The organism is Streptomyces sp. NPDC043176 (genome assembly GCF_056436715.1).
Genome location: NZ_JBWKCA010000011.1, coordinates 225,582 through 252,445 on the forward strand (window position 1 = coordinate 225,582; position 26,864 = coordinate 252,445).

The window sequence follows — 26,864 nt, forward strand, 5'->3', positions numbered from 1 at the left end:
GATCAGACCGTGCACCACTTGTTGGAGCCGATGGTGCTCAGGTTGTCGCCGATCCGGTTCCAGCCGGTGCCCCGGTACAGGATCCAGCCCTGGCCCTGGTAGCCGGTGGACTTCCAGACCACGACGTTGCAGCTGTTGCCGTTGTTGAAGGCCGAGCCGTTGAGGGCGTACTTGAAGTTGGTGTACCCGCTCAGGTCCTCGTTGTCCTGGTAGACCGTCTGCACGGCGCCCTGGTAGTCGGCCTGCCAGTACACGCACAGACCGCCGCCGGCACAGCCCGCCGGGGCCGCGTGGGCGGCGGGGGCGACGGCCGCCGCGCCGAGGGCGACGCCGGCCGCCATGCCGAGGGCCGCGAGGGATCGCTTGAAGTTCACGAGGTGCTCTCCGTTTCTCAGGGACCGGGTTTTCCGGTGCGGCACGAACCTGTCAGGGGCGGTCAACGGAACCTCAAGTGCCGCTCAACGGCCGCTCAACACAGGGTCGTTGAAGCGCAGGTCCGGGGGTGTTCCGGGCGTTGCGCGACGAGGTCGCCGGCGCGCCACGCCGTCCGCGGAACCCGGCGACCAACGCGTTCGCGCCGCTGCGTCCTGGCCGCCGACACCAAGATCGACGGGGGTGCGCGATGTGGTCAGCGGTCTCGGCAGGGGAGCTGCCGGCGTGGGAGCGGTTCGACTGGTTCGCGGACCTGGTCACGCGGGAGGTGATGCCCACCGCGCTCAGCGCCGAGCGGCCCGCCGACTTCCAGGGCGAGGCGGCGGTGCTGGACCTCCGGGCCGTCCGCGTCTCACGGTTCGCCTTCTCGCCCCGCCTGCCTCGCCCAGAACCTCGACGCCGAGGACCAGCTCCCCTCCGAGGCGCGGGCGCTGATCCGGCGGATCCACGCCTTCGTCGAGACCCATCTCGGCGACCCCGACCTCGCCCCGGCCGCCGTCGCCGCCGGCCACCACGTCTCCGTCCGCACCCTCCACCAGCTCTTCCGGGAGCACGGCGACGGCGAGACCGTCCAGGCCCGCATCCGGCGCCGCCGCCTGGAGCGGTGCCGCGACGACCTCGCCCGCCCCGAACTCCTCGGCCGTCCCGTGCAGGCCGTCGCCGCGCGCTGGGGCTTCAGCGGCCCGGCGGTCTTCAGCCGCGCCTTCCGGGGGGCGTACGGACTCAGCCCCACCGAGTTCCGCGCGCTGAGCGTCAAGGACGCCCGCGCCGAGCGCACAGCGGGACGGGCGGCGCGTTCCTGGGCTCGTGGCTGTCCACAGGTGCTTCGGGAAGACGGGGGAGGGACGACAATGACCGGGTACGACGACCAAGGGGTCTGGGACCTCCACGCGTGAGTCCGGAGGCGGGCAGCGCGTGCGCGGGGGAACGGGGGGCGCGTGAGCGCGGAGGCAGAACGAGGCGTGAGCACGGAACGGCACGGCATCGGGGCCGTCACGGTGGCGACCGGACGCCTCGACCTCGTCCCCCTCGCCGTCGCGCACGCCGGCGAGATGGCCCGGGTCCTCGCCGACCCCGCACTGCACGCCTTCACCGGCGGCGAACCGCTGCCCGAGCCCGAACTGCGCGCCCGGTACGAACGGCTGGTCGCCGGGTCACCCGACCCGGCGGTCCTCTGGTGCAACTGGGTCGTACGGCTCCGCGCCGAGGACCGCCTCACCGGGACCGTGCAGGCCACGGTCACCGACGGCGGGCGCACGGCCGAGGTCGCCTGGGTGACGGGGACGCGATGGCAGGGGCGGGGAATCGCCCGCGAGGCCGCCGAAGCGCTCGTCGCGGCGCTGGTGCACCGGGGCGTCCGGACCGTCGTCGCCCACATCCACCCCGACCACACCGCCTCCGCCGCCGTCGCCCGCGCGGCCGGTCTCGCCCCCACGGAGGAACGTCACGACGGCGAGGTGCGCTGGCGCCTCACCCCGCCGACGCGGTCGTAGCTCCCGCCGTCGCCGCCCGCGCGGCCGTGGACCCGCCGCCGTACTCGCCCGGGCGGCCGTGGACCTGCCCCCGTACTCCGTCACGGCGCCACACGCCGTACTCCGTCACACCCGGTGCGCCCCGTCATCCCGTCACAGCTGGTGCGTCCAGGCGATGACCAGCACCGTGCCGGCGGCGAACGCCACTGGTGTCACGAGGACGGGCCACGTCCCGACCCGGTGGCCCCACATTCCGCCGGCCAGGCGGGAGTGCAGCCGGTCCAGGAGCCACAGGGCGCCGAGCGCGGCGGCGGCGAGCGGTACGGAGAGGGCGAAGTGCGCCGCCCACGCCCCGGCCATCGTCGGCCCGCCCCAGGAATGGTCGTAGGGGCCCTGTTCGACCAGCGGGTAGAGGACGCCCCGGAGGACGAAGAGGATCTCCATCCCCACGGGGATCAGCGCGAGCAGTCCGAGGGGTACGGACACCAGCGCATGGCCCAGGAGGCGCGCGGGTCCGGGGCGGCGGCCCGGGGCTCCGGCCGCCGGGGCCGGCTCGGCGGCCCGGGCCCACCAGTCGCGTGCCCGGTCCGTACGCCCCACGGCCACCGCGCCGACCGTGAGGATCGCCGCCGGCAGCAGCGCGGCGGCGTACCCGACCCGGCGCGCGAACCGTGCGCGTGCGCCCCCGGCCCCGGCCTTCGGCGTGTGCTCGTCCGTGCGGCGCCCAGCGGTGAATGACATGGCCCGTCTCCTTGTCCCGTCCGTCCCTCGGCCCGACGCCGACGTCAGGAAGGGTAGGAAGCCGGCCGCGTCGACCACCTCCCACCACGGTGCCAAGTCCGGCCCCCTACCCGGGTAGGGGGTGCTTCCGGCGGCCCGGGAGTGTGACGAGGAGAGTGGCGGCCGCCGCCGCCCCCAGGGCCAGACCCGGCCACAGGCCCGGGGGCCGGAACGCGCAGGAGATCTCCGTGGGGCGGCCGGCGCGGAGGGGGACGGCGAGGAGGCCGCCGTAGGAGACCGGATGGGTGCCCGCGCAGCGCCAGCCCGCGATGTGGGGGGTGGCGATGAGTGCTGTGCCGCCGTCGCCCGCCGGGAGGGTGGCGCGGATGCCGTCCGGGGTGACGTGGACGGAGGTCGCGGCGCGGGCGCGGAGCGCGGTGACGGCCGCGCGGAGGCGGTCGTGGTCGAGGCAGCCGAGTTCGCCGGGGCCGGGGAGGGCCGGTCTCAGGCCGGGGGCCGGCTGGACGCCGAGGGACGTCAGGGCCGCGCGGCGTCCGGGGCCGCCGCCGAGGAGGTGGACCGGCGGGCGGTCGCCGAGGCGGGCCGTGCCGGTGGCGTCGGGGGCCCAGAGGAAGGCCTCCGTGCCGGCCCGGCACGCGCCCGCGCGCGGAGCCTCGTACACCCGGGAGCCGAGCAGGAGTTCCTGGTTGCGGAAGGGCGACGGGCCGTAGGCCGGGGGCGGGCCCGGGGGCCGTACCGTCACCAGCGGCAGGCGGGTGTCCGTACGGACGACGGCGCCGCCGCGCCAGCGCGCCCCGACGCCGAACAGGGCGTCCGTCACGGGGTTGTCCAGGCTCTGCAGGTTCCGGCCGCGGGAGGTCCAGCCGCCGCCGAGCGCGGCCAGGGTGCGGGTGAGGACGGCGGGGGTGTGGCTGCTGTAGTACGCGGCGCCCTGACCGCCGAGGAGCAGCGGGTCGTTGCCCGCGATCCGGGGCAGACCGGAGTCCGTGCGGTACGCGGGCCAGCCGTCGGCCGCCGCGAGCGCCGCCGCCCGCCGCTCGTGCTCCGGGCCCCACGGCGGATAGTCGTCGAGCCGGGCCGGCCGCTCCCGGTCGGCGTACGCCGTCGTCGCCGCGGCCTGGCCCAGCAGGGTCCCGGTGACGAGGAGTGCGGCGAGGAGCCCGTACCGGCCCCGGCGGGGCAGCAGCAGCGCGCCCGCGACCGCCGCCAGGCCCGCCCCGGCGAGCAGCAGGGACCACGGGGTGAGGAGGGGGCTCGGCAGGGCCCCGGCAGTGAGGGCGAGGACGACCGCCGCTCCGCCGAGCAGTGCCCGGCGGTCCGGGCGGCCACGGGCCAGGCCCGTCCAGGCGGCGAGGACGAGGACGCCGGACAGGACGAAGGTCTGGCGGTACGGGCTGCCGTTCGGGGTGGCGAAGACGTGCCAGACGAGATGGGTCGGGCCCCACTGCATCGACAGGGCCACCGCCGCGCACAGGGCTCCCCACGCCCACCGCTCCCGGCCCAGCGCGTCCCGCCGGAACAGCAGTGCCCCCGCGAGCAGCGGGACGGCCGTGCACACGAAGGCCGCGGGGGTCGCGAAGCCGTACGTCACCGGGAGCAGGCGGGCCAGCACGTCGGTGCCGTCCGCAGGGGCGAAGTCCCGGACGACACCCGGGTGGGCCTGCCGGGAGCCGAGGAGGACGGGGACGAGGACGGGGGCGGCGAGGCCGATCCCCAGCCCGGTCGTGAGCGCCGCCCGGGCAAGGGTCCGCACCCGGAGGGAGTCCGTCACCGCGAGGCGCACCAGGAGCACCAGGGCCGCGCCCAGGGTCGCCATGTACGCCGTGTAGAAGTTCGCGAACCAGCAGGCGGCCACCACGAGCGGCCCGAGGACCGGCCTGCGCCCCTCCCGGACCCACTCGCCCACGAGACAGAGCAGCGGGAAGGCGATCAGGCCGTCCAGCCACATCGGGTTGTACGTGCCCTCGGCGAGCGACCAGCCGCACAGCGCGTACGAGGCGCCGAGGACGGACGCCCACCACCGGGCGCCCGGCCCGAGGCGGCGCAGCAGGAACGTCATCGCGGCCGCCGCCAGCGCCGTCTTCAGGACGGTGAGGGCGTACACCGCGTACTCGATGCCGGCGCGCGGGAACAGCGCCACCAGCGGGGCGAGGGGGCTCGACAGGTAGGTGCCGTAGTCGGGGAGGAAGCTCGTGCCCCAGCCCGCCTGCCAGTCGAGCAGCGGTCCGCCGTCCGCCCGGCCGTGGAGGAGGTCCCACAGGTGGGCGTGGAACGGCACGAACTGGTTGGCGAGGTCGTTGACGGCCCGGTGGCGCGGGCCGAAGGGGAAGACCCGGGCGACGGCGTCCCCGCTGCAGACGGCGACGGCGGCGAGGAGGGCGGCGAGCGGACAGGGGCGCTTGGCGTTCGGCATGACGAGTCGAATATGGCAGCGCCCCGGGAGCGAGGACGGGGTTCGGAGGGCCAGTTCACGCGATGGCCTTCTGCCCGCCACGCGCGCGGACCGGCCGGGACACCGCGGTCCGTTGTCGTGGTCCGCGTGCTGCTCTCGATCGTCGTCCCCTGCTTCAACGAGGAGGACGTCCTCGCCCGCTTCCACGACCACGTCACCGCCGAACTCGCCAGACTGGCAGGCGAGTTCGAGATCGTGTACGTGGACGACGGAAGCCGCGACGGAACCCTCCCGCTCCTGAGGGGGCTCGCCGCGGGCGATCCGCGCCGGGTCCGCTACGTCTCCTTCAGCCGCAACTTCGGCAAGGAGGCCGCCATGCTCGCCGGCCTCCGGCACGCGACCGGCGACGCCGTCGTGATCATGGACGCCGACCTCCAGCACCCGCCCGAGCTGGTGCACCGCATGATCGCCCTGCACGCGGAGGGATACGACCAGGTCGTCGCCCGCCGCACCCGCGACGGCGACCGCGTCACCCGGACCCTGACCGCCCGCCTCTACTACCGGGCGATCAACCGGCTCGTCGACGTCGAGCTGGTGGACGGCGTCGGCGACTTCCGGCTGCTGTCCCGCCGTACCGTCGACGCGGTCCTCGGCCTCGGCGAGTACAACCGCTTCAGCAAGGGACTGTTCTCCTGGGTCGGCTTCCGCACCACGACCTTCGCGTACGAGAACGCCGTCCGCGAGCAGGGCCGCTCCCAGTGGACCTTCGGCAAGCTCCTCAACTACGGGCTCGACGGCCTCCTCTCCTTCAACAACAAGCCGCTCAGGGCCGCCGTCCACCTCGGGCTCCTCCTCCTCGTCGTCGCCCTCGGCTACGCGGCCTGGATCGTCGGCGACGCCCTCGCCCACGGCGTCGACACCCCCGGCTACGTCACCCTGCTCGTCGCCGTCACCGCCCTCGCCGGCGTCCAGATGGTCATGGTCGGACTGATCGGCGAGTACGTGGGCCGCATCTACTACGAGGTGAAGCGGAGGCCGCACTACCTCCTGAAGGAGACGAGTGGCGGTGGGGAACCGGCCGACACCCGGGTGACGGGTGAGTCGTTGTGGGAAACAGTCGCACCGAAGTAGTGGCTCCGGCCCCGGCGACTCCCTACCATCGATCACCGCAAGGTCGTTCCACGTGACGCACGACCAGCCCGGGAGGCTCCTTTGCACCGCCGCACTGCGCTCACCGTCTCCGCCGCGCTCCTCGCCGCGGCCCCCCTGCTCACCGCCTGCGGCAGTGACGCCCATCCAGGAGCGGCGGCCGTCGTCGGCGGCGAACGGATCGAGGTCTCGAGCCTCCAGGCACAGGTGAAGGACGTGCGCGCCGCGCAGGCCTCCTCCGAGCAGTCCGCAGAACTGCTCAAGGCCACGGGCGACCTCGGCCGGCAGAAACTCAACGCCATGATCATCGACCGGATCGTCGAGAAGGTCGCCCGTGACAACGGCGTCACCGCCAGCCGGGCGGAGATCCAGCAGACCCGCACCGCCTACACCCGCGAGAACGGCGGCGAGGAGCGGTTCGAGGCCATCCTGCTCCAGCAGCGGGGCGTGGCGCCCGACCAGATCGACGACTTCGTCCGCCACGAGGTCCTCATGCTCAAGATCGCCGACAAGCTGGGCTTCACCGACAGCGCCGAGGGCCAGAAGAAGCGGACCGACGTCTACTCGGCCGCCTCCAAGGCCCTCGCCATCGACGTGAACCCGCGCTACGGCGCCTGGGACTCCGAGCGCGGCGGGCTGACCGCCGCCACCACGCCCTGGCTCCGGAAGATCGGCCAGGACCCGGCCGTCCAGGCCGGCGCCTGACGTTAGGTAGGTTCGAGGGGTGACTTCTGAGAGCCCCGGCCGCATCGTCCTGCTCACCGCCAGCCACCGTGTGGCGCCCGGAATCCTCTCCTGGCCCGCCTGGCAGGCGCTGCACGGTGCCGACCGGGTGCTCTGCCCCGACGAGGACCACCCCCAGCTGCCGTACCTGCGGGAGGCCGGCGTCGCCGTCGAGCACGTCCGGCCGACCGCGGAGGAGCTCGTGGCGGCCTGTGCCGGGGGCCGGACGGTCCTGCTGCTGCCCTCCGGCGAGGGCGACCGCGCGCTCACCGACGGCCTCGCCCGGCTCGCCGGCTCCGGCCGGTACGCGATGCCCGACCTGGAACTACTGCCCGGCTCGTACGACCTGCCCGGCGCCCGCCTGCTCGACCTGGTGCAGATCATGGACCGCATCCGGCGCGCCTGCCCGTGGTCCTCGCAGCAGACCCACAAGGGCCTCGCCAAGTACGGCATCGAGGAGGCGTACGAACTCGTCGAGGCGATCGAGGACGGCGACCGGGACGCACTGCGCGAGGAGCTCGGCGACGTCCTCCTCCAGGTCGTCTTCCACGCCCGGATCGCCGAGGAGGACCCGGAGGAGCCGTTCTCCGTCGACGACGTCGCCGCGACGCTCGTCGAGAAGCTGGTCCACCGCCACCCGCACGTCTTCGGGGACGCGACCGCCGAGACCCCCGAGGAGGTCAAGGCGCACTGGCTGCGCACCAAGGCGATCGAGAAGCAGCGCGAGTCCGTCACCGACGGCGTCCCCCTCGGCCAGCCGGGCCTCGCGCTCGCCGCCAAGCTGGCGGGCCGGGTGCGGACGGCCGGTCTCGCGGTGGAACTCCCGGCGGGCGAGGGCATCGGGTACGAGCTGCTCGCCCTCGCCGCCCGGGCCGAGGCGTCCGGCGTCGACCCGGAGGCCGCGCTGCGGGCGGCCGCGCGGACGTACCGCGAGGCGATCCGCGCGGCGGAGGGGCTGTGACCGGGGCGCCGCGCCGGCGGAGGCCGAGTGCCGCCGGGGCGCCGGGCCTGACGGCCCTGATGCCGCTGTTCTTCGGCTGGGAGCCGGCGGGCGACGGCGCTCCGCGTGGCTGCGGATCGTCTTCGCGCCGTGCGCGCTGCTGATGGCCGTGGAGCCGGCGTGGTGCGCGGTGCGGCGCACGCGCGCCAGGAGCTGAGCTCCGGTTCAGGCGTCGCGCGGGGCGCGGGCGTCCGGGTTGTGCCAGAGCGGGGCGGGCGGGCCGAGGAGGCGTTCGGCGGCGGTGTGGGGGCGGGTGGTGAAGCGGCCCACCGGCGGCAGGGTGTCGTGGTGCGTGCGGGCCGGGTCGGTGCCGAGCTCTTCGAGCAGCTCGGAGACCTCGGTCACGAAGGCGGGCGGGCCGGCGAGGTACACGTCGTGGGCCGGCCAGTGGACGCAGGCCCGCAGGGCCTGGAGCAGCCGCTCGGTCGCCTGGTCGCGGCGCCGGCGGGGCGCGGGCGTGATGTAGGTGACGTTCAGGCCGGGGAGGCGTTCCTTCAGGAGTTCGGCCTCCGCACGCGCGTAGAGGTACTCCTTGGCGCGGGCCACGACGAACAGCCGGCCCTCGAGTGCCGGCTCGGCGACGGCGGCCTCCTCCAGGAGGGCCTTCACCGGCGCCCAGCCCGTACCGGCGCACAGGTAGGTGCGCAGTCCGCCCGGCGCCGTCCGGGCGGTGAGGCCGCCGCCGGGGGCGCTGAGCCGCAGGACCTCGCCCGGTCCGGTCTCGGCGACGAGCGCCGTGCTCATCGCGCCGCCCGGGACGCGGCTCACGTGCAGGTCGACCGTGCCGTCCGGGCGGGGCGCGTTGGCGAGCGAGTAGGTGCGCCAGACGCGGGGGACGCGCAGCGAGCTGACGCTGACGTACTGGCCGGGGAGGTACGGCAGGGGCCGGCGGGGGCGGAGGGTGAGGACGGCCAGGTCGTCGCCGTACCGCTCGTGGCGGACGACGTCCGCGTCCCACCAGGACGGCTCGCCGGCCGCGGCCGCCTCGTCGGCGCCGGCCAGCATCAGCTCGGAGACCAGCCCGTACGCCTCGGTCCAGGCCTTCTCGGCGTCCACCGTCCAGGCGGAGCCGGCGGCGTGCGCGAAGGCGGCGAGGAGGCTCTCGCCGACGGCGGCGTACAGCGCGGGGGAGGCCAGGAACTTGCGGTGGTCGCGGCCCAGCTGCCCCAGATAGGGGCCGAGGCCGGGGTTCTCCAGGTGCGTCACCACGTGGGTGAGCGCGGCGAAGAGCCGGTCGCGCTGCGGGAGCATGTCCTCGGGGAACAGCTCGCGCACACCCGGGTTGTTCCAGAACAGGTGTGAGTAGAAGAAGGTGACGGCTTGTTCGGCCCGTCTCTCGACGACGGCGAACGACGCTCTGAGCAGCTGGGGATCCACCGGCACGAATCTAGGGCACGACCTGTACCCCTTGATCACAGGTTCTCCACGAACGTGCGGTACGGGGGCCGCCCTGTACGGTCGTGACGTGAGTACGCCCCCCGGCCCCGCCCCCGCCCCCGAGCTCTTCACCTGGGAGTTCGCCAGCGATCCGTACCCCGCCTACGCCTGGCTGCGGGAGCACGCGCCCGTGCACCGGACGACACTGCCCAGCGGGGTGGAGGCCTGGCTGGTGACCCGGTACGCCGACGCCCGGCAGGCCCTCGCCGACCAGCGGCTCTCCAAGAACCCCGCGCACCACGACGAGTCCCCGCACGCGAAGGGGAAGACGGGCATCCCCGGCGAGCGCAAGGCCGAGCTGATGACCCATCTGCTCAACATCGACCCGCCGGACCACACCCGGCTGCGACGGCTGGTGTCGAAGGCCTTCACCCCCCGCCGGGTCGCGGAGTTCGCGCCGCGCGTGCAGGAGCTGACCGACCGGCTCATCGACTCGTTCGCGGAGCGGGGTTCGGCCGACCTCATCCACGAGTTCGCGTTCCCGCTGCCGATCTACGCGATCTGCGACCTCCTCGGCGTCCCGCCGGAGGACCAGGACGACTTCCGGGACTGGGCCGGGATGATGATCCGCCACGGCGGCGGGCCGCGCGGCGGGGTCGCGCGGTCGGTGAAGAAGATGCGCGGCTACCTGGCGGAGCTGATCCACCGGAAGCGCGAGGAGTCCGGCGAGGACCTCATCTCGGGGCTCATCAAGGCCTCCGACCACGGCGAGCACCTCACCGAGAACGAGGCCGCCGCCATGGCCTTCATCATTCTCTTCGCCGGCTTCGAGACCACCGTGAACCTCATCGGCAACGGGGTCTACCAGCTGCTGCGGCACCTCGGGCAGCGCGAGCGGCTCCAGGCCTCGATCGCGGCGGGGGAGACGGGGCTCCTGGAGACGGGCGTCGAGGAACTGCTGCGGTTCGACGGGCCGGTGGAGATGGCGACCTGGCGGTACGCGACGCGGGCGCTGACCATCGGCGGGCAGGAGATCCCGGCGGGCGACCCGGTGCTCGTCGTGCTCGCCGCCGCCAACCGGGACCCGGAGCGGTTCACGGGACCGGACGTCCTGGACCTCACCCGGCGCGACAACCAGCACCTGGGGTACGGGCACGGCATCCACTACTGCCTGGGCGCCCCGCTCGCCCGGCTGGAGGGACAGACGGCGCTGGCGACCCTCCTGACGCGCCTGCCGGACCTGCGACTTGCCGTCGACCCGGACGAACTCCGGTGGCGCGGTGGGCTCATCATGCGGGGATTGCGGACACTTCCGGTGGAATTCTCCCCTTCCGGACCCTCGCGATGAACTGACGGATCGTCAAAACTGTGATCTTCACGTGATCGGGGGTCCACCGACTTGTGACGAGCGTTCGAATACGGCTACCTTCGCCGCAGTCTTCAGCCGTCACGCGAAAGGCGCTTCTATGCGTTCCGGGAACGGACGACACCGTCGCCCCCGTCAGGCCCCCGCTCTTGTCGTCGCCGCCGGTGTGACCGGCTCCGCCATGGCGCTGCCGCTGCTCGCCACGGGATCCGCCTCCGCCGCCGACGCCTCCACCTGGGACCGCGTCGCCGAGTGCGAGTCCGGTGGCCAGTGGAGCGCCAACTTCGGCAACGGGATGTACGGCGGGCTCCAGTTCACCCAGGACAGCTGGGAGCGGAACGGCGGCCTGGCGTACGCGCCCAGCCCCGACCTGGCCAGCCGCGCCCAGCAGATCACGGTGGCCGAGAAGGCCCTTGCCAAGGGCAGCACCGAGTGGGCGACCTGTGCGCCGATCGCCGGTCTGACGAACGACGGCAAGGGCACCGGCGTCGACCCGGGCCCGACGGCCGTCCCGGCGGCCCCCGCGGGGCCCGTCGCCGAGTCGAACCGGACCGACGGCCTGTCGGCGGGCTCCGCGGGCACCTCCCGGGCCGCCCAGGCGCCGAGGACGGCCATGGCCGCCCCGACGCCCGCCGCGCCCACCACGCCCACCGCTCCGGAGACCCCGGACGCCTCCGTCACCCCGGGCGCGCCCACCACGCCCGGTACGTCGACGACCCCGGGCACGCCCGATGCGTCCGTTACGCCTGGTATGCCTGTTTCCCCCGGGGCGACCGGGGGTGACGTGTCGTCGGCCACGCCCGGATCCGGCAAGCACCGGGGCGAGGCCGCACCGGAGGAAACCGGCAAGCCGGGCACTTCATCGGAATCCGGGCGACACGCCTCGTCCACGGACAAGCCAGCCGAAAGCTCCACCATCACGCCGTCGACTGACGGCGTGGTGGATTCGGGCACAACGGACAGTCAGGACACTTCGGCCGAGTACACCGTGCAGCCCGGTGACAGCCTGTCCGACATCGCGCAGTCGAACGAACTGCCCGGAGGCTGGGCGGCCCTCTATGACGCCAACAGGCAGACGGTGGGCGCCGATCCGGACCTGATCCTGCCTGGTCAGAGCCTTGAGCTGACGACGGATCCGGCGACGGCCGCCGGGTAGTTCAGGGCCGTATGTCCGGTTCTGGGCAAGTGAGACATGGGTCTCTTCGCCTCAACTGGCGTGTCCTGTCCGTGACCTTTGCCTCCGTCACCTCTCACCTGCGCAAACGCCCCCCACCGGAGGGCAGGTAGGGGCGGTATTTCCGCAATGCGCCTCTTTGAACTTCCGGTGGGTCTGTGTCTACGGTCTTAACCGCTCGCCACCGCGGGCCCCGTCGACCGAAACGCCGAATCCTGCCGTCGGCCGATGGGAACAGTCGTCGCGTAAGCGCCGAAGGCAGGAGTGGGGGACCCAAGGTAAGTGCCGGTCCCGGCCGTCGAGACAGACGGCCGATGACCGGCTTGGGGTGAAGCCGCGTGCTAGGACACGCGGCCGGGCAACTTTCCGGCCCGAACCCGACAGCTCACCTCACAGGCGTCGGTGAGGAGAATCTCCATGCTGTTTTCCGGCAAGGGCAAACATCGTCGTCCCTCCAAGGCCACCCAGGTCGCCACGCTCGTCGGCATCACCGGTGTCGCCGTCGCCGCCCCGCTGATGACCGCGGGCACCGCGTCGGCCGCCACGGCCTCCGAGTGGGACCGCGTCGCCCAGTGCGAGTCCGGCGGCAACTGGTCCATCAACACCGGCAACGGCTACTACGGCGGCCTGCAGTTCTCGGCCTCCACCTGGGCCGCGTACGGCGGCACCGCCTACGCCTCGACCGCCAACCAGGCGTCGAAGTCCCAGCAGATCGCCATCGCCGAGAAGGTCCTCGCGGGCCAGGGCAAGGGCGCGTGGCCGAGCTGCGGCGTGGGTCTCTCCAACGCCGCCTACAGCGGCGGCACCGAGGCTCCCGAGCGCACGGCCACCAAGCCGACCACCCGCAGCGAGCAGCGCCAGGCCCCGAAGAAGGCCACGGCCACGAAGAAGGCCGCCTCCGCCAAGAAGGCCACGGCCCAGCGGACCGTCACCACCCCGGCCGGCGCGACGGTCAAGCAGGGCGACGGCGAGTACCGGGTCAAGGCCGGCGACACGCTCGGCACCATCGCCCAGGCGCACGGCGTCCAGGGCGGCTGGGCGACCCTCTACGACCTGAACAAGGACGTCGTCGCCGACGCCGACCTCATCTACGTGGGTCAGCAGCTCCACCTGAAGTGAGTGCGGCGGCCCGCGTGAGTCCGGCGGCTCACGCGGACCCGACGACCCTCCCGCGGTGACCACCCCGCCCGGCGCGCTCTCCCCCGTGCGCGCCGGAGCGGGGTTCCGTCGTGCAGGGGGCCCGTCCGGCGCCCGTAGAAGGGGCACCTAGCGGTTACCGTCCAGTAGATCTGAGGCCCTTCGTCCCCAGATGCATGCCCTTGGGTCCTTTTTCGTCCCAGGGTGCGGGCGCCCGGCGGGCTGGAGCCCCCGGGGCGGTTAGGCTCTTGCCGCAAGGCCAAGCGACCTGCATCGACCTTGCGTCACTTCCAGCGTCACATCCCAGAAGGAGATGCTCGTGCCGTCCATCGACGTCGTCGTAGCCCGGGAAATCCTGGACTCCCGAGGCAACCCCACGGTCGAGGTCGAGGTCGGCCTCGACGACGGCAGCACCGGCCGTGCTGCCGTTCCGTCCGGCGCCTCCACCGGTGCCTTCGAGGCCATCGAGCTTCGCGACGGGGACCCCAACCGCTACCTCGGCAAGGGTGTCGAGAAGGCCGTCCTCGCCGTCATCGAGCAGATCGGCCCGGAGCTCGTCGGCTACGACGCCACCGAGCAGCGCCTGATCGACCAGGCCATGTTCGACCTGGACGCCACGGAGAACAAGGGCTCGCTCGGCGCCAACGCCATCCTCGGCGTCTCCCTCGCCGTCGCGCACGCCGCCTCCGAGGCCAGCGACCTCCCCCTCTTCCGCTACCTCGGCGGCCCGAACGCGCACCTGCTGCCCGTTCCGATGATGAACATCCTCAACGGTGGGTCGCACGCCGACTCCAACGTGGACATCCAGGAGTTCATGATCGCCCCGATCGGCGCGGAGTCCTTCTCCGAGGCCCTTCGCTGGGGTGCGGAGATCTACCACACGCTCAAGGGCGTGCTGAAGCGCAAGGGCCTCTCCACCGGTCTCGGCGACGAGGGCGGCTTCGCCCCCAACCTCGAGTCGAACCGCGCCGCCCTCGACCTCATCGTCGAGGCCATCAAGGAGGCCGGCTACACCCCGGGCACCGACGTGGCGCTCGCGCTCGACGTCGCCGCGTCCGAGTTCTACAAGGACGGCGTCTACGAGTTCGAGGGCAAGTCCCGCTCGGCCGCCGAGATGACCGAGTACTACGAGGAGCTCGTCTCCGCGTACCCGATGGTCTCCATCGAGGACCCGCTGTTCGAGGACGACTGGGCGGGCTGGAAGGTCCTCACCGACAAGCTGGGCACCAAGGTCCAGATCGTCGGCGACGACCTCTTCGTCACCAACCCGGAGCGCCTGGCCCGCGGCATCGAGGAGGGCACCGCGAACGCCCTCCTGGTCAAGGTCAACCAGATCGGCTCGCTGACCGAGACCCTCGACGCCGTCGAGCTCGCCCAGCGCAACGGCTTCAAGTGCATGATGTCCCACCGCTCCGGCGAGACCGAGGACGTCACCATCGCCGACCTCGCCGTCGCCGTGAACTGCGGTCAGATCAAGACCGGCGCCCCGGCTCGCTCGGACCGCGTCGCCAAGTACAACCAGCTGCTGCGCATCGAGGAGATCCTCGACGACGCCGCGGTCTACGCCGGCCGCAGCGCCTTCCCGCGCTTCAAGGGCTGAGCCTCTCCGAAGAGCGGCTCCGTGCTTTGCGTCCGGAGAATTGAACAGGGAGCAAAGGCGTAGCGAAGCGAAGCGTCCCCGCACTCGGTCCCGTACCGTGTGCGGGGACGTACGCGTGAACAGGGGAGGCGACACGAGATGGCCGCGAAGGACCGGGACCGGTTCTCGACCGCGACCCGGATCAGACTGCTCGGCGAGCAGACCGCCGCCCGTGTCTACCGCTCCCAGACCCGCCGTCAGGCCCGCCGCTCCCGGCTCACCGGCCGCGCGGCCTTCCTCGCCCTCGTCGTCTGCTCCCTCGTCGTGGCCCTCGCCTATCCCATGCGGAGCTACGTCTCCCAGCAGGGCGAGATCGCCGAACAGGAGCGCAAGGCCGCCGAGGCCGCCCGGCGGGTCGAGGAACTCCGGGACGAGAAGGCCCGCCTCCAGGACCCGGCCTACGTCCGCCGCCTCGCCCGCGAGCACCTGCACTACGTGCTCCCCGGCGAGACCGGCTTCACCGTGAACGACCCCGACGCGGAGCAGCGGCCCCGCGCCGACCAGGGAGCGGCGGACCGCCCCTGGTACGACAACCTCTGGGACGGCGTCGACCACGCCGACCGTCCCTGACCCTCCTCCGCGACACGAGCAAGGCAGACATGGAAACGCCCCCTCCGCAGACCGAACGCACCGAGCCCACCGAGCGGGACATCGCCGCCTTCGAGCTCCAGCTCGGCCGCCCGCCCCGCGGCCTGCGCGCCATCGCGCACCGCTGTCCGTGCGGCAACCCCGACGTCGTCGAGACCGCGCCCCGGCTCCCCGACGGCACCCCGTTCCCGACGACGTACTACCTGACCTGCCCCCGGGCGGCCTCGGCCATCGGCACCCTGGAGGCCAACGGGGTCATGAAGGAGATGCAGGCCCGGCTCGCCACCGACCCGGAGCTCGCCGCCGCCTACCGGGCCGCGCACGAGGACTACCTCGCGCGCCGCGACGCCATCGAGGTCCTCGAGGGCTTCCCCAGCGCCGGCGGCATGCCGGACCGGGTCAAGTGCCTGCACGTCCTCGTCGGCCACTCGCTGGTCGCGGGACCGGGCGTGAACCCGTTCGGCGACGAGGCCCTCGCGATGCTGCCCGAGTGGTGGGCCAAGGGCGCCTGCGTGACCCCGTGCGCCGACAGGGACGAGAAGGAGCCGGCGGAATGACCCGGGTCGCCGGAATCGACTGCGGTACGAACTCCATCCGCCTCCTCGTCGCCGACGTCGACCCGGAGACGGGCGACCTCGTCGAGCTGGACCGGCGGATGAAGATCGTCCGCCTCGGGCAGGGCGTCGACAAGACCGGCCGGCTCGCCCCGGAGGCCCTGGAGCGCACCTTCGCGGCCTGCCGCGAGTACGCCGAGGTCATCGGGGGACTGGGCGCCGAGCGGGTCCGCTTCGTCGCCACCTCCGCCTCCCGCGACGCCGAGAACCGCCACGAGTTCGTGAACGGGGTCGTGGAGATCCTGGGCGTCGAGCCCGAGGTGATCACCGGTGACCAGGAGGCCGCGTTCTCCTTCACCGGCGCCACCGGCGAGCTGCACGGCCCGGAGAAGTACCTCGTCTTCGACCTCGGCGGCGGCTCCACCGAGTTCGTCCTCGGCAACAAGTCGGTCGAGGCCGCCCGCTCGGTCGACATCGGCTGCGTCCGGCTCACCGAGCGGCACGTCCGCCACGACCCGCCGACCGCCGAGGAGGTCGAGGCGATCCGCGCCGACGTGCGGGCCGCGCTCGACCTGGCCGCCGAGACCGTGCCGATCGACACGGCCGAGGTCCTCGTCGGGCTCGCCGGCACGGTCACCACGGTCGCCGGGATCGTGCACGGGCACACCGAGTACGACTCGGCGAAGATCCACCACGCCCGGATCTCCGCCGAGCAGATCGCCGAGGTGACCGACCGGCTCCTCGCCTCCACCCACGACGAGCGCGCCGCGATCCCCGTCATGCACCCCGGCCGGGTCGACGTGATCATCGCCGGGACGCTCGTCCTGCGGGAGATCGTCGAGCGCGCGCGGGCCCGCGAGGTCGTCGTCAGCGAGCACGACATCCTCGATGGGATCGCTCTATCCGTGGCATAGCGGGCACCTATCGAGCCTTCCGGCGACACCTCGTCGGAAAAGTTCGTGAAGTTCTTCACAAGGAAAAGGGCCCTGATGGCGCCCGAGGGGGGTCTTTAGCCCCTTCGGGGGGCGCCTCAGGGCCCTTTCGCAGGTTCGGGGGCTACTTCGCTCGCTGTTTCCATCGTGTGAACGCACCCGGTGGTTCGGCGTTAACGGGCCCTCTCCGGGCCAGTTCACAAGGGGTGAACAACGTTCGCCCTTGCATCCCGGTTCCTTTGCAGCACCATGACATGGATCACGTGGGCGGCGGAGTGTAGCAGAGGTATGGCGAGACCTTGTGAAGGGGCGCACGAGCACCCCCCTCGGAGGGGGTGGATACTCGATGCCATGAGCACCACGGAGCGTCCCAGGATCCTCGTAGTAGGCGGCGGGTACGTAGGCCTGTACGCAGCTCGGCGCATCCTCAAGAAGATGCGCTACGCGGAGGCGACCGTCACGGTCGTCGACCCGCGGTCGTACATGACCTACCAGCCCTTCCTCCCCGAAGCCGCCGCCGGCAGCATCTCGCCGCGTCACGTCGTCGTCCCGTTGCGACGCGTCGTCCGCGGAGCCGAGGTGCTCACCGGCCGGGTCACCACCATCGACCAGGACCGCAAGGTCGCCACGATCGCGCCGCTCGTCGGCGAGGCGTACGAGCTGCCGTTCGACTTCCTGGTCATCGCCATGGGCGCGGTCTCCCGCACCTTCCCGATCCCCGGCCTCGCCGAGCAGGGCATCGGCATGAAGGGCATCGAGGAGGCCATCGGCCTGCGCAACCACGTCCTCGAGCAGCTCGACAAGGCCGACTCGACCACCGATGAGGAGGTCCGCCGCAAGGCGCTGACCTTCGTCTTCGTCGGCGGTGGCTTCGCCGGCGCCGAGACGATCGGCGAGGTCGAGGACATGGCCCGCGACGCCGCGAAGTACTACCAGAACGTGTCGCGCGAGGACATGCGCTTCGTCCTGGTCGACGCGGCCGACAAGATCCTTCCCGAGGTGGGCCCCAAGCTCGGCCTGTACGGCAAGGAGCACCTGGAGTCCCGCGGGATCGAGATCTACCTCGAGACCTCCATGGACTCCTGCGTCGACGGCCACGTCGTGCTGAAGAACGGCCTCGAGGTCGACTCCAACACGATCGTCTGGACCGCCGGCGTGAAGCCGAACCCGGCGCTCTCCCGCTTCGGTCTGCCGCTCGGCCCCCGCGGCCACGTGGACTGCAACGAGAAGCTCCAGATCAACGGCCTCGACTACGCCTGGGCCGCGGGCGACAACGCCCAGGTCCCGGACCTGGCCGCGATCAAGGCCGGCGTCCCGGCCGAGCGCGCCTGGTGCCCGCCGAACGCCCAGCACGCCCTGCGCCAGGCCAAGGTCCTCGGCGACAACGTGGTGGCCGGCATGCGCGGCTTCCCGCAGAAGGAGTACAGCCACGCCAACAAGGGCGCGGTGGCCGGACTCGGTCTGCACAAGGGCGTCGCGATGATCGTCGTGGGCAAGGTGAAGATCAAGCTCAAGGGCCGTCTCGCCTGGTACATGCACCGTGGCTACCACGGCATGGCGATGCCGACCTTCAACCGCAAGATCCGCGTCTTCGCCGACTGGACCCTCGGCATGTTCCTCAAGCGCGAGGTCGTCTCGCTCGGCGCCATGGAGACGCCGCGCGAGGAGTTCTACGAGGCCGCCAAGCCCGCCCCCGCGCCGGCCGCCCCGGCGCAGGAGAAGGCCAAGGCCTCGTAAGACCCGCAGCACAGCAGTACCGGCAGTACCGGCAGTACACGCAAGGCCGTAAAAGGGCCGTCCGCCATCCGTGGTGCGGACGGCCCTTCGCGTGTTTTGCCGACTCGTTGCGCTGCGGCGGGACTGCAAACGCCTACGGACGGTGTTCCCTTGGTCACGAGCATTTCTGGGGCACGAGATCACGGAGGTGTGCACCATGGCCGACGCCGCGTCGCGGCTGACGACCCTCGCCGAGGAGCTCCTCGGCGAACCGCTCCCGGTCCGACTGCGAGCCTGGGACGGCAGCGAGGCCGGCCCCGCCGGCGGCCCCGTCCTGGTCGTCCGAGACCGCCGCGCCCTGCGGAGAATGATCTGGAAGCCCGGCGAACTGGGCCTGGCCCGCGCCTGGGTGGCCGGGGACCTCGACGTCGAGGGCGACCTGTACGAGGCCCTGGACCGCCTCTCGGGGCTCCTGTGGGAGCGCCCGGACCAGACCAGGAGCCTGCTGGACTCCGTACGCGATCCCAGGCTCCGCACCGCCGCCCGTGACCTCCTGCGGCTCGCCGGCCCCCTGCCGCCGCCGCGGCCCCCGGCGGAGGAGGTGCGCGGGCGCAGCGGCGGCCGGCACACCCGGCGCCGCGACAAGCAGGCGATCAGTCACCACTACGACGTGGGCAACGACTTCTACGCGCTGGTCCTCGGCCCCTCGATGGTCTACTCGTGCGCCTACTGGACCGAGGGCGGCACCCTGGAGGACGCCCAGCGCGACAAGCTCGACCTCATCGCCCGCAAGCTGAACCTCACGGAGGGCGCCCGGCTCCTCGACGTGGGGTGCGGCTGGGGGTCCATGGCCCTGCACGCCGCCCGCGAGTACGGCGCCCGGGTCGTCGGCGTCACCCTCTCCCGGGAACAGGCCGCCTTCGCGCGCAAGCGGATCGCCGAGGAGGGCCTCGCCGACCGGGTGGAGATCCGCGTCCAGGACTACCGGGACGTGCCCGACGGCCCGTACGACGCGATCTCCTCGATCGGCATGGCCGAGCACGTGGGCGAGGTGCGGTACCGGGAGTACGCCGACACGCTGTACGGGCTCCTCAAGCCCGGCGGGCGGCTCCTCAACCACCAGATCTCCCGCCGGCCGGAACCCGACGAGACGGCCTACGAGGTCGACCCCTTCATCGACGCGTACGTCTTCCCCGACGGCGAACTCGCGCCCATGGGACGGACCTTGTCCACCCTGGAGGACGCCGGCTTCGAGGTGCGGGACGTCGAGGCGATCCGGGAGCACTACGCCCTCACCCTGCGCCGCTGGGTGGCCAACCTGGAGCGCGACTGGGACCGCGCGGTCCGGCTCGCCTCGCCCGGCCGCGCCCGCATCTGGCGGCTCTACATGGCCGCGTCGGCCGTCTCCTTCGAACGCAACCGGATCGGCGTGAACCAGTTCCTCGCGGTGAAGACCCCGGTCTCGGGGAAGAGCGGCACGGCGCTGCGGCCGCGCGTCTGGGACGAGCGGGCCTGACCCGCGTACGCCGAAGGGCCGGCCTCCCCGGGTGGGAGACCGGCCCTTCGCGTCGGGTGCGGCTACTCGGCCTTGATGGCGGAGAGCATGTTCAGCTTCGCGGCGCTGCGGGCCGGCCACAGCGAGGCGAGGACGCCGACCAGGGCGGCCAGGACCAGGAAGAGACCGATCCGGTCCCAGGGCAGGACCAGGGCGTAGCCCGGCAGGCTGTTCTTGAACGTCTCGCCGATCGCCCAGCCGAGGAAGCTGCCGAGGCCGATGCCGACGATCGCGCCGAACACCGAGATGACCACGGCCTCCAGACGGACCATCCGCTTCACGCGGCGCCGGTCGAGACCGATCGCCCGCAGCATGCCGATCTCCTGCTGGCGCTCGAAGACGGACATCGCGAGGGTGTTGACGACACCGAGGACGGCGATGATCAGGGCCATGCCGAGCAGGCCGTACATGATGTTCAGCAGCATGTTGATCGGGCCGCCGAAGGTGTCCCGGATCTCCTTGTGGTCCATCACCTGGATCGCCGGGTTGTCGCCCATGGCCTTCGACAGGGCCCGCTCGTGGGCCGCGCTCGCGCCGCCGTCCGTCGAGACGAAGATCTGGCGGATCTCCGCCTTCTCCTCGTGCGCGGAGACCAGCTTGCGGTCGGCGAGGACCGGCGAGACGAACTCGTTGGCGTCGTAGACCGCGCCGACGGTCAGCCTGCCCTTCTGCTTGTCCAGGAACTCGACCGGGACGGTGTCGCCGACCTTCAGGCCGCGCTTCGCGGCGACGTCGTCGTCGATGGCGATGGTGTTCCCGCCGAGGGAGGACAGCGAGCCGTTCACGACGTCCAGCTTGAGGACCTTCGCGATGTCGCCGGGGGTGACGCCGGAGACCGAGACGTACGAGCCCTTCAGGTCGAAGGCGCCCGCCTGCTGCGGGGAGACCGCGCTGACGCCGGGGGCCTTCTCCAGGGCGGTCAGCGCCTCCTGGCTCAGGCTGTCGCCGCTGGCCATGGAGACCATGTAGTCGGCCTTGATCTGGTCGGTCGTCACCTTGTCGAGCGCCGAGCCGACCGTGGCGCCGAGCACCGACAGACCGGTGACGAGGGTCAGGCCGATGGCGAGCGCGGAGGCGGTGGCGCCGGTGCGGCGCGGGTTGCGGACCGCGTTGAGGCCGGCGAGCTTGCCGGAGACCCCGAAGACGCTCACGAACAGCGGACGGATCAGGGCGATGACGGGCCGGGACAGGAACGGGATCAGCACGATCACGCCGATGAGGGTGAGGAACGCGCCGCCCCCGATGAGCATGCGGCCGTCGTCGCCGCCCTTGCCCGCGCCGAGCACGATCAGCACGACACCGAGCGCGGTGAGCAGGGCGCCGATGGAGTTCCGTACGACGAGCGACTTGGTGCTCGCGGCGGCGTGGACGCTGCTCATGGCGGCGACCGGCGGGATCTTCGCGGCACGGCGGCCGGGCAGCCAGGCGGCGAGCATCGTGATCAGGACGCCGACGGCGAAGGCGCTGACGGCCGGGGTGACGCCGAGGACCAGGTCGCCGGCCGGGACCTTCATGTCGAAGGCGCTCATGGCCGAGCGGAGCGAGGCGGCCAGGCCGATGCCGAGGACGTAGCCGACGGCGGAGGCGACCAGGCCGACCAGACCGGCCTCGGCGAGGACGGAGCGGGTGATCTGCTTGCGCGAGGCGCCGACCGCGCGCATCAGGGCCAGTTCCTTGGTGCGCTGGGCGACCAGCATGGTGAAGGTGTTGGAGATCAGGAAGATCCCGACGAAGAGCGCGATGCCCGCGAAGCCCAGGAGGACCTGGTTGAGGGCGCCGAGGCCGGCCTCGATCTCCTCGGCCTGCCGGTCGGCGAGGGCCTGTCCGGTCTGCGCGGAGGCCGCCTTCGGGACGACCTTCAGGACCTCGTCGAGGAGCTTGGCGTCGTCCGCGCCGGGGGCGGCGGTGACGGTCATGCTCTGGAAGAAGCCGGGCTTCAGGTAGAGCTTCTGGGCGACGGCGGTGTCGAAGACGACCAGGCTGCCGCCCGCGTTGACGGCGCCGTCCTCGGTGGTGAAGACGCCGGAGAGGGTGTACTCCTTCACCGGGCCGTTGGTGGCGACGCGGACGGTGTCGCCGACCTTGTAGCCGCCCTTGTCGGCGGTGTCCTTGTCGAGCGCGACCTGACCGGCGTCGGCGGGGCCGCTGCCCGTCGTGAAGGCGTACGAGCGGTCCTTGCCGTCCTTGCCGGGGGCGAAGTTGGTGCCCTTGTTCGACCAGCCGCTGCCGATCAGCCTGCCGTTCTTGTCGGGCACGCCCGCGAAGCCGTCGACGCGGGGGGTGACGGAGGCGACCCCGTCGAGCCGCGCGACCTCGTCGACGTCCTTCCGGGAGAGGCCGGGGGTCTTCCGGGCCTCCTCGGGGCTCGGGTACATGTCGACGGCCACGGCGACGTCGTCGTAGCTCTTCGCGGACTGGTTGCGGAAGGCGCTGGAGAGGGTGTCGGTGAAGACGAGGGTGCCGGAGACGAAGGCCACGCCGAGCATCACGGCGAGGACGGTCATCAGCAGCCGCGCCTTGTGCGCGAGGACGTTGCGCAGGGCGGTACGGAACATGGGTGTGTCCTGAACGGAAGGTGGGACGGAGGACGGGGCGGTGGGACGCGCGCCGTACCGGTTCGGGTCCGGTGCCGGCGCCGTGGCGTCAGCTCGTACGGCCCTTGGCGTCGAAGGCCTTCATGCGGTCGAGCACGCCGTCCGCCGTCGGGCGCAGCATCTCGTCGACGATCCGGCCGTCCGCGAGGAAGATCACGCGGTCCGCGTAGGAGGCGGCCATCGCGTCGTGGGTGACCATGACGACGGTCTGGCCCAGTTCGCGGACCGAGTTGCGCAGGAAGCCGAGGACCTCGGCGCCGGAGCGCGAGTCCAGGTTTCCGGTCGGCTCGTCGCCGAAGATGATCTCGGGGCGGGAGGCCAGGGCACGGGCCACGGCCACCCGCTGCTGCTGGCCGCCGGAGAGTTCGCCGGGCCGGTGGCCGAGCCGGGCGGAGAGGCCGAGCATGTCGATGACCTGCTGGACCCACTGCTTGTCGGCCTTGCGGCCGGCGATGTCCATCGGCAGCGTGATGTTCTCCAGCGCCGTCAGCGTCGGCAGCAGGTTGAAGGCCTGGAAGATGAAGCCGATCTTGTCCCGGCGCAGCTGGGTGAGCTGCTTGTCCTTCAGGGTGGACAGCTCCGTGTCGCCGATCCGGACCGAGCCGGAGGAGAAGGAGTCCAGGCCGGCGACGCAGTGCATCAGCGTCGACTTGCCGGAGCCCGAGGGGCCCATGATCGCGGTGAACTCGCCCTGCCGGAAGTCCACGGTGACGTGGTCGAGCGCGACGACCTGGGTCTCACCCTGGCCGTAGACCTTCGAGAGGTCCATGGCGCGGGCGGCCACCGCGGTGGCGCGGGACACGGTGGGAGAGGTGGTCACGGGGGACTCCTGTCACTGCGGGGGGCGATGCGGGAACCCCTCCATCGTGTCCGGCGTCATGGCCCGGGGCGTCCGCCCACGTGCCCGTTCTCGGGGGCGACTCGAGTCTGACCGGAGGGCCGCTCCGTCCTCCTGAGGTATGACGGCGGCCCCTGAGGGACCCGTTCACGCCGACGTGACAGAAGTGCGGCGACTTTTCGTCATTCCAGGGGGTGCGGCTTTGCGCCTGCGACCCCCGTCACAGTTCGGGGAGAAGCCCCCCACCTGCACTGACGCACCCTCAGACGTCAATAAAATAAGACAACATCGGGCCGATGTTCCGCTGAACGGGGGAAGCGTCCCGATAGGCTCCTGTGCCAACGCGGAGCTTCGCGTGTACGCCCGGATGGTGGAACGCAGACACGGCGAGCTTAAACCTCGCTGGCCTTCGGGCCGTACCGGTTCGAGTCCGGTTCCGGGCACCACCGGGCCCAGGCGGGTGCCTGCGGCCCGGCGGCGTCCCTCCCCGCGGCCGGCCGAGGCCGAAGAAGACCCATCAGGTGGCGGAAAAGATCCTCCCCCAGCACTAGGGAGTTTCTTTTGCCTACGCATTACTCTTGACGCAAGGCCGCGCCGTGCGGTCTGCCATGGAGGAGTGAGATGAGGAGCAGCAACCCGGTCTTCTCGCGACGGGGGTTCAGCCGCGACAACGGCACCGCGGGCTACGGCCAGCAGCCGCAGGCCGGGGGCCCCGCCGTAGGAACCAACCCGTACGCCACCGGCAACCCGTATGCCGAGGGCGCGACGAACCCGTACGCGACCAACCCGTACGCCCCGCAGGACACGCAGCTCGGCGCCCCGCAGCAGGCCCGCGGCAACGTGATGACGATCGACGACGTCGTGAGCCGTACGGCCATGACGCTCGGCACGGTCGTGCTCACCGCCGTCCTGTCCTGGCTGCTGCTGCCGGTCGACCCCGCCAACCTGGGCAAGTCCTACGGCATCGCCATCGGCGCCGCCCTGGTCGCCCTGGTGCTGTCGCTCGTGCAGTCCTTCAAGCGCAAGCCGTCGCCGGCGCTGATCCTGGGCTACGCGGCCTTCGAGGGCGTCTTCCTCGGAGTGATCTCGGCCGCCGTCTCGACGTACATCGCCGACGGTGTGGTCATCCAGGCGGTCCTGGGCACGATGGCGGTCTTCGCCGGTGTCCTGATCGCCTACAAGATGGGCTGGATCCGGGTCAACCGCCGCTTCTACGGCTTCGTGATGGCCGCCGCGATGGGCTTCATGCTCCTCATGGTGACCAACCTGCTGTTCGCGGTGTTCGCCGGCGGTGACGGCCTCGGCTTCCGCAGCGGTGGCCTCGGCATCCTCTTCGGTGTCATCGGCATCATCCTGGGCGCCTGCTTCCTCGCCCTCGACTTCAAGCAGGTCGAGGACGGCGTGACCTACGGCGCGCCGCGCGAGGAGGCCTGGCTGGCCGCCTTCGGTCTCACCATGACCCTGGTGTGGATCTACCTGGAGATGCTGCGTCTGCTGTCGATCCTCCAGGGCGACGACTGACGCACCCCCTGACTCGGGGGAGGGGCCCGTCCGGCATCACGCCGGGCGGGCCCCTCCGTGTGTCCGGGGGCGTGCCCGGGGCCCGTCCCGGCACCTCTCCTAGGAACGGGCCGCGTCGAGGAGGACCCGGGCCGCGGCCTTGGCCTGGGCGGCCGGCTCGGGGGAGCCGGTGATGCCCGCGACGGCCATGGCGCCGTTGGCGAGCAGCGCCAGCTGGTCGGCGAGGACGGGCGGGACGCCGAGGGCGTCCGTCTGCTCGGCGAGGTAGGCCCGCAGGGCCTCCTTGTGGTCGCGCGCGATCGTGGTGACCGCCGGGGCGACCCCGCCCAGCTCGCCGAAGGCGTTGATGAACGCGCACCCCCGGAACCCGGGCTCGGCGAACCAGCCGGCCAGCCAGTCGAAGACCGCGAGCGCCCGCTCGTACGGCCCGTCGGCGAACCGCGCGCCGTGCGCGGTCAGGGCGGCGCGTACGGTCTCGTCGCGGCGCCGCAGGACGGCCTCGACCAGCAGGTCCTTGGACGGGAAGACCTGGTAGAGCCGCTTGAGCGAGACCCCGGACGCGGAGCGGATGGCGTCCATGCCGACGGACTGCACCCCGCGTTCGCCGAAGAGCCGTTCCGCGGTGTCGAGCAGCTTCAGCTCGGCGCTTTCCGCGTCCATCGTCCATCACCCCTTGCGTGGAGAACCATCGTTCTCGTAGTCTACAGGGCATCGGGAGAACGACCGTTCTCCCGGTCGGAGACCGTAAACGGGGAGTCAGTCATGTCCGCATTCGCCCAGCGCGCCCACACCGTCACCGTCGACGGGCTCGACGTCTTCTACCGGGAGGCCGGCGACCCGGCCGACCCCACCCTCGTCCTGCTGCACGGCTTCCCGTCCAGCTCGCACATGTACCGGGGGCTGATCGCCGAGCTCGCCGACTCGTACCACCTGATCGCCCCCGACCACATCGGCTTCGGCGCCTCCGCCGCACCGGCCGTCGAGGACTTCGCGTACAGCTTCGAGAAGCTCACCGAGATCACCCTCGGACTCCTCGACCGGCTGGGCGTGGAGCGGTTCGCGCTGTACATCCAGGACTACGGGGCCCCGATCGGCCTGCGGATCGCCTCCCGGCACCCCGAGCGCGTGACCGCGATCGTCAGCCAGAGCGGTAACGCCTACCTGGAGGGCTTCACCCCCTTCTGGGACGTGCTCTTCGCCCACGCCGAGGACCGCGCGGCCAACGAGGCCGGGGTCCGCGAGCTGCTGACCGCCGAGGCCACCCGCTGGCAGTACACCCACGGCGTGCCCGCCGACCGGCTCGACCGGATCGCCCCCGAGACCTGGACCCTGGACCAGGCCGGCCTCGACCGGCCCGGCAACAAGGAGATCCAGCTCCAGCTGTTCTGGGACTACCAGTTCAACCTGGACGGCTACCCGGCCTTCCAGGAGTACTTCCGCACCCACCGGCCGCCGCTGCTCGCGGCCTGGGGACGCGGCGACGAGATCTTCGGACCGGCCGGCGCGGAGGCCTTCGCCCGCGACCTGCCGGACGCCGAGATCCACCTCCTGGACGCCGGGCACTTCGCCCTGGAGACGCACGGCCAGGAGATCGCGGGACTCGTCCGCGACTTCCTCGGCCGGCACGTGAAGTGAGCCGGCCGAGCGGCCGGTGCGGTGCGCGGCGCGCGGCTCAGAGCAGTCTGCGCGCCGCCCGCCGCAGGTCGTACTCGTGAAGGATCGCCTTGGCGTGGCCGTACGCGAGGTCGTGCGCCCCGCGGAGCCAGTTCACCCGCTCCTCGAAGCGGAGGAGGGACGGACCCTCCTCGACCGTGCGCATCCAGTCGGCGATCTCACGACCGGTGCGGCGCGGGATGCGGGCCAGCATGTTGCGATGGGTCTCCGCGGAGAAAGTCTGGGACATCGGCGCCTCCGGACGCGTCGTACCGTGTGCTCCTCGTGTTCTCCCCGTCACCGTGCCGAAG

At 72.1% G+C, this 26,864-nt stretch carries 24 protein-coding genes, 1 tRNA gene and 1 riboswitch; of the genes, 17 read left to right on the forward strand and 8 right to left on the reverse strand.

Annotated elements, in window-relative coordinates; all coding sequences use genetic code 11:
• Positions 1-2 precede the first annotated feature (2 nt).
• Positions 3-374, reverse strand: a complete 372-nt coding sequence (locus AC067A_RS20265; RefSeq protein WP_479243855.1) for a peptidase inhibitor family I36 protein — start codon at positions 372-374, stop codon at positions 3-5.
• Positions 375-875: 501 nt separating this feature from the next.
• Here AC067A_RS20265 and AC067A_RS20270 point away from each other — a divergent pair.
• Both AC067A_RS20270 and AC067A_RS20275 read left to right on the forward strand, forming a co-directional pair.
• Positions 876-1,328: a helix-turn-helix domain-containing protein gene (locus tag AC067A_RS20270; protein ID WP_479243918.1), complete on the forward strand. Its 453-nt coding sequence runs from the start codon at positions 876-878 to the stop codon at positions 1,326-1,328.
• A gap of 66 nt (positions 1,329-1,394) precedes the next feature.
• The gene (locus AC067A_RS20275) at positions 1,395-1,925 is read left to right on the forward strand and encodes a GNAT family N-acetyltransferase (protein ID WP_479243856.1); all 531 of its coding nucleotides are present in this window, start codon (positions 1,395-1,397) and stop codon (positions 1,923-1,925) included.
• A 132-nt stretch (positions 1,926-2,057) separates the two neighbouring features.
• Here AC067A_RS20275 and AC067A_RS20280 read toward each other — a convergent pair whose 3' ends face one another.
• Both AC067A_RS20280 and AC067A_RS20285 read right to left on the reverse strand, forming a co-directional pair.
• Positions 2,058-2,645 (reverse strand): hypothetical protein, encoded by a 588-nt coding sequence (locus tag AC067A_RS20280; protein ID WP_479243857.1) that lies wholly within the window; start codon positions 2,643-2,645, stop codon positions 2,058-2,060.
• Positions 2,646-2,751: 106 nt separating this feature from the next.
• Complete coding sequence (locus AC067A_RS20285; protein ID WP_479243858.1) at positions 2,752-5,058, reverse strand: YfhO family protein; 2,307 nt, start codon at positions 5,056-5,058, stop codon at positions 2,752-2,754.
• A gap of 126 nt (positions 5,059-5,184) precedes the next feature.
• On the opposite strand from AC067A_RS20285, the gene AC067A_RS20290 reads away from it, so the two are divergent.
• From AC067A_RS20290 to AC067A_RS20300, 3 genes are all read left to right on the forward strand, one after another.
• Entirely contained in the window at positions 5,185-6,168 is a 984-nt protein-coding gene (locus tag AC067A_RS20290) for a glycosyltransferase family 2 protein (RefSeq protein ID WP_479243859.1), read from the forward strand.
• Positions 6,169-6,249: 81 nt separating this feature from the next.
• Complete coding sequence (locus AC067A_RS20295) at positions 6,250-6,891, forward strand: SurA N-terminal domain-containing protein (RefSeq protein ID WP_479243860.1); 642 nt, start codon at positions 6,250-6,252, stop codon at positions 6,889-6,891.
• A 19-nt stretch (positions 6,892-6,910) separates the two neighbouring features.
• Positions 6,911-7,870, forward strand: coding sequence for a nucleoside triphosphate pyrophosphohydrolase (locus tag AC067A_RS20300; RefSeq protein ID WP_479243861.1), 960 nt, complete (start codon positions 6,911-6,913; stop codon positions 7,868-7,870).
• Positions 7,871-8,074: 204 nt separating this feature from the next.
• On the opposite strand, the gene AC067A_RS20305 is transcribed toward AC067A_RS20300, so the two are convergent.
• On the reverse strand, positions 8,075-9,286 hold the full coding sequence (locus tag AC067A_RS20305) for a globin domain-containing protein (RefSeq protein WP_479243862.1): 1,212 nt from the start codon (positions 9,284-9,286) through the stop codon (positions 8,075-8,077).
• Positions 9,287-9,374: 88 nt separating this feature from the next.
• Here AC067A_RS20305 and AC067A_RS20310 point away from each other — a divergent pair, with 88 nt between their 5' ends.
• The 9 genes from AC067A_RS20310 to AC067A_RS20350 all read left to right on the forward strand — a co-directional run bounded on the left by AC067A_RS20310 (position 9,375) and on the right by AC067A_RS20350 (position 19,908).
• The gene (locus AC067A_RS20310; RefSeq protein ID WP_479243863.1) at positions 9,375-10,634 is read left to right on the forward strand and encodes a cytochrome P450 family protein; all 1,260 of its coding nucleotides are present in this window, start codon (positions 9,375-9,377) and stop codon (positions 10,632-10,634) included.
• A 118-nt stretch (positions 10,635-10,752) separates the two neighbouring features.
• Complete coding sequence (locus tag AC067A_RS20315; RefSeq protein ID WP_479243864.1) at positions 10,753-11,808, forward strand: transglycosylase family protein; 1,056 nt, start codon at positions 10,753-10,755, stop codon at positions 11,806-11,808.
• 258 nt (positions 11,809-12,066) lie between these two features.
• Positions 12,067-12,240: riboswitch (cyclic di-AMP (ydaO/yuaA leader) on the forward strand.
• Positions 12,241-12,243: 3 nt separating this feature from the next.
• Entirely contained in the window at positions 12,244-12,945 is a 702-nt protein-coding gene (locus tag AC067A_RS20320) for a transglycosylase family protein (protein ID WP_479243865.1), read from the forward strand.
• Between the two features lie 331 nt (positions 12,946-13,276).
• Positions 13,277-14,563: a phosphopyruvate hydratase gene (eno, locus tag AC067A_RS20325; protein ID WP_479243866.1), complete on the forward strand. Its 1,287-nt coding sequence runs from the start codon at positions 13,277-13,279 to the stop codon at positions 14,561-14,563.
• A gap of 138 nt (positions 14,564-14,701) precedes the next feature.
• Positions 14,702-15,172 (forward strand): FtsB family cell division protein, encoded by a 471-nt coding sequence (locus AC067A_RS20330; protein WP_386249742.1) that lies wholly within the window; start codon positions 14,702-14,704, stop codon positions 15,170-15,172.
• A gap of 29 nt (positions 15,173-15,201) precedes the next feature.
• Complete coding sequence (locus AC067A_RS20335; RefSeq protein WP_479243867.1) at positions 15,202-15,747, forward strand: DUF501 domain-containing protein; 546 nt, start codon at positions 15,202-15,204, stop codon at positions 15,745-15,747.
• Positions 15,744-16,658 (forward strand): Ppx/GppA phosphatase family protein, encoded by a 915-nt coding sequence (locus tag AC067A_RS20340; RefSeq protein ID WP_479243868.1) that lies wholly within the window; start codon positions 15,744-15,746, stop codon positions 16,656-16,658. The genes AC067A_RS20335 and AC067A_RS20340 overlap by 4 nt, the downstream gene beginning before the upstream one ends.
• Before the next feature lie 369 nt (positions 16,659-17,027).
• On the forward strand, positions 17,028-18,413 hold the full coding sequence (locus tag AC067A_RS20345; protein WP_479243869.1) for an NAD(P)/FAD-dependent oxidoreductase: 1,386 nt from the start codon (positions 17,028-17,030) through the stop codon (positions 18,411-18,413).
• A 196-nt stretch (positions 18,414-18,609) separates the two neighbouring features.
• Positions 18,610-19,908: a class I SAM-dependent methyltransferase gene (locus AC067A_RS20350; protein WP_479243870.1), complete on the forward strand. Its 1,299-nt coding sequence runs from the start codon at positions 18,610-18,612 to the stop codon at positions 19,906-19,908.
• A gap of 62 nt (positions 19,909-19,970) precedes the next feature.
• On the opposite strand, the gene AC067A_RS20355 is transcribed toward AC067A_RS20350, so the two are convergent.
• Entirely contained in the window at positions 19,971-22,502 is a 2,532-nt protein-coding gene (locus tag AC067A_RS20355; protein ID WP_479243871.1) for an ABC transporter permease, read from the reverse strand.
• An 88-nt stretch (positions 22,503-22,590) separates the two neighbouring features.
• Positions 22,591-23,361 (reverse strand): ABC transporter ATP-binding protein, encoded by a 771-nt coding sequence (locus AC067A_RS20360; protein WP_479243872.1) that lies wholly within the window; start codon positions 23,359-23,361, stop codon positions 22,591-22,593.
• A gap of 379 nt (positions 23,362-23,740) precedes the next feature.
• Between AC067A_RS20360 and AC067A_RS20365 the strand changes: the two genes are divergently transcribed.
• Together AC067A_RS20365 and AC067A_RS20370 are read left to right on the forward strand one after the other, a co-directional pair.
• Positions 23,741-23,825 (forward strand) — tRNA-Leu (locus AC067A_RS20365).
• A gap of 175 nt (positions 23,826-24,000) precedes the next feature.
• Positions 24,001-24,900 (forward strand): Bax inhibitor-1/YccA family protein, encoded by a 900-nt coding sequence (locus tag AC067A_RS20370; RefSeq protein WP_479243873.1) that lies wholly within the window; start codon positions 24,001-24,003, stop codon positions 24,898-24,900.
• Positions 24,901-24,999: 99 nt separating this feature from the next.
• Here the strand turns inward: AC067A_RS20370 and AC067A_RS20375 are convergent, their stop codons facing one another.
• On the reverse strand, positions 25,000-25,560 hold the full coding sequence (locus AC067A_RS20375; protein WP_479243874.1) for a TetR/AcrR family transcriptional regulator: 561 nt from the start codon (positions 25,558-25,560) through the stop codon (positions 25,000-25,002).
• 102 nt (positions 25,561-25,662) lie between these two features.
• Between AC067A_RS20375 and AC067A_RS20380 the strand changes: the two genes are divergently transcribed.
• Positions 25,663-26,535, forward strand: a complete 873-nt coding sequence (locus tag AC067A_RS20380) for an alpha/beta fold hydrolase (protein WP_479243875.1) — start codon at positions 25,663-25,665, stop codon at positions 26,533-26,535.
• 37 nt (positions 26,536-26,572) lie between these two features.
• On the opposite strand, the gene AC067A_RS20385 is transcribed toward AC067A_RS20380, so the two are convergent.
• Positions 26,573-26,803 carry a DUF4287 domain-containing protein gene (locus tag AC067A_RS20385; RefSeq protein WP_017241213.1) on the reverse strand — a complete coding sequence of 77 codons (231 nt, stop codon included), beginning with the start codon at positions 26,801-26,803 and terminating at the stop codon, positions 26,573-26,575.
• Between the last annotated feature and the right edge of the window lie 61 nt (positions 26,804-26,864).

Coding starts and splice junctions, on each gene's coding strand:
- AC067A_RS20350 (WP_479243870.1), top strand. CDS start 18,610: ATGGCCGACGCCGCGTCGCGGCTGACGACCCTCGCCGAGGAGCTCCTC.
- AC067A_RS20315 (WP_479243864.1), top strand. CDS start 10,753: ATGCGTTCCGGGAACGGACGACACCGTCGCCCCCGTCAGGCCCCCGCT.
- AC067A_RS20320 (WP_479243865.1), top strand. CDS start 12,244: ATGCTGTTTTCCGGCAAGGGCAAACATCGTCGTCCCTCCAAGGCCACC.
- AC067A_RS20345 (WP_479243869.1), top strand. CDS start 17,028: ATGAGCACCACGGAGCGTCCCAGGATCCTCGTAGTAGGCGGCGGGTAC.
- AC067A_RS20375 (WP_479243874.1), bottom strand. CDS start 25,560: ATGGACGCGGAAAGCGCCGAGCTGAAGCTGCTCGACACCGCGGAACGG.
- AC067A_RS20285 (WP_479243858.1), bottom strand. CDS start 5,058: ATGCCGAACGCCAAGCGCCCCTGTCCGCTCGCCGCCCTCCTCGCCGCC.
- AC067A_RS20370 (WP_479243873.1), top strand. CDS start 24,001: ATGAGGAGCAGCAACCCGGTCTTCTCGCGACGGGGGTTCAGCCGCGAC.
- eno (WP_479243866.1), top strand. CDS start 13,277: ATGCTCGTGCCGTCCATCGACGTCGTCGTAGCCCGGGAAATCCTGGAC.
- AC067A_RS20335 (WP_479243867.1), top strand. CDS start 15,202: ATGGAAACGCCCCCTCCGCAGACCGAACGCACCGAGCCCACCGAGCGG.
- AC067A_RS20380 (WP_479243875.1), top strand. CDS start 25,663: ATGTCCGCATTCGCCCAGCGCGCCCACACCGTCACCGTCGACGGGCTC.
- AC067A_RS20385 (WP_017241213.1), bottom strand. CDS start 26,803: ATGTCCCAGACTTTCTCCGCGGAGACCCATCGCAACATGCTGGCCCGC.
- AC067A_RS20340 (WP_479243868.1), top strand. CDS start 15,744: ATGACCCGGGTCGCCGGAATCGACTGCGGTACGAACTCCATCCGCCTC.
- AC067A_RS20355 (WP_479243871.1), bottom strand. CDS start 22,502: ATGTTCCGTACCGCCCTGCGCAACGTCCTCGCGCACAAGGCGCGGCTG.
- AC067A_RS20330 (WP_386249742.1), top strand. CDS start 14,702: ATGGCCGCGAAGGACCGGGACCGGTTCTCGACCGCGACCCGGATCAGA.
- AC067A_RS20280 (WP_479243857.1), bottom strand. CDS start 2,645: ATGTCATTCACCGCTGGGCGCCGCACGGACGAGCACACGCCGAAGGCC.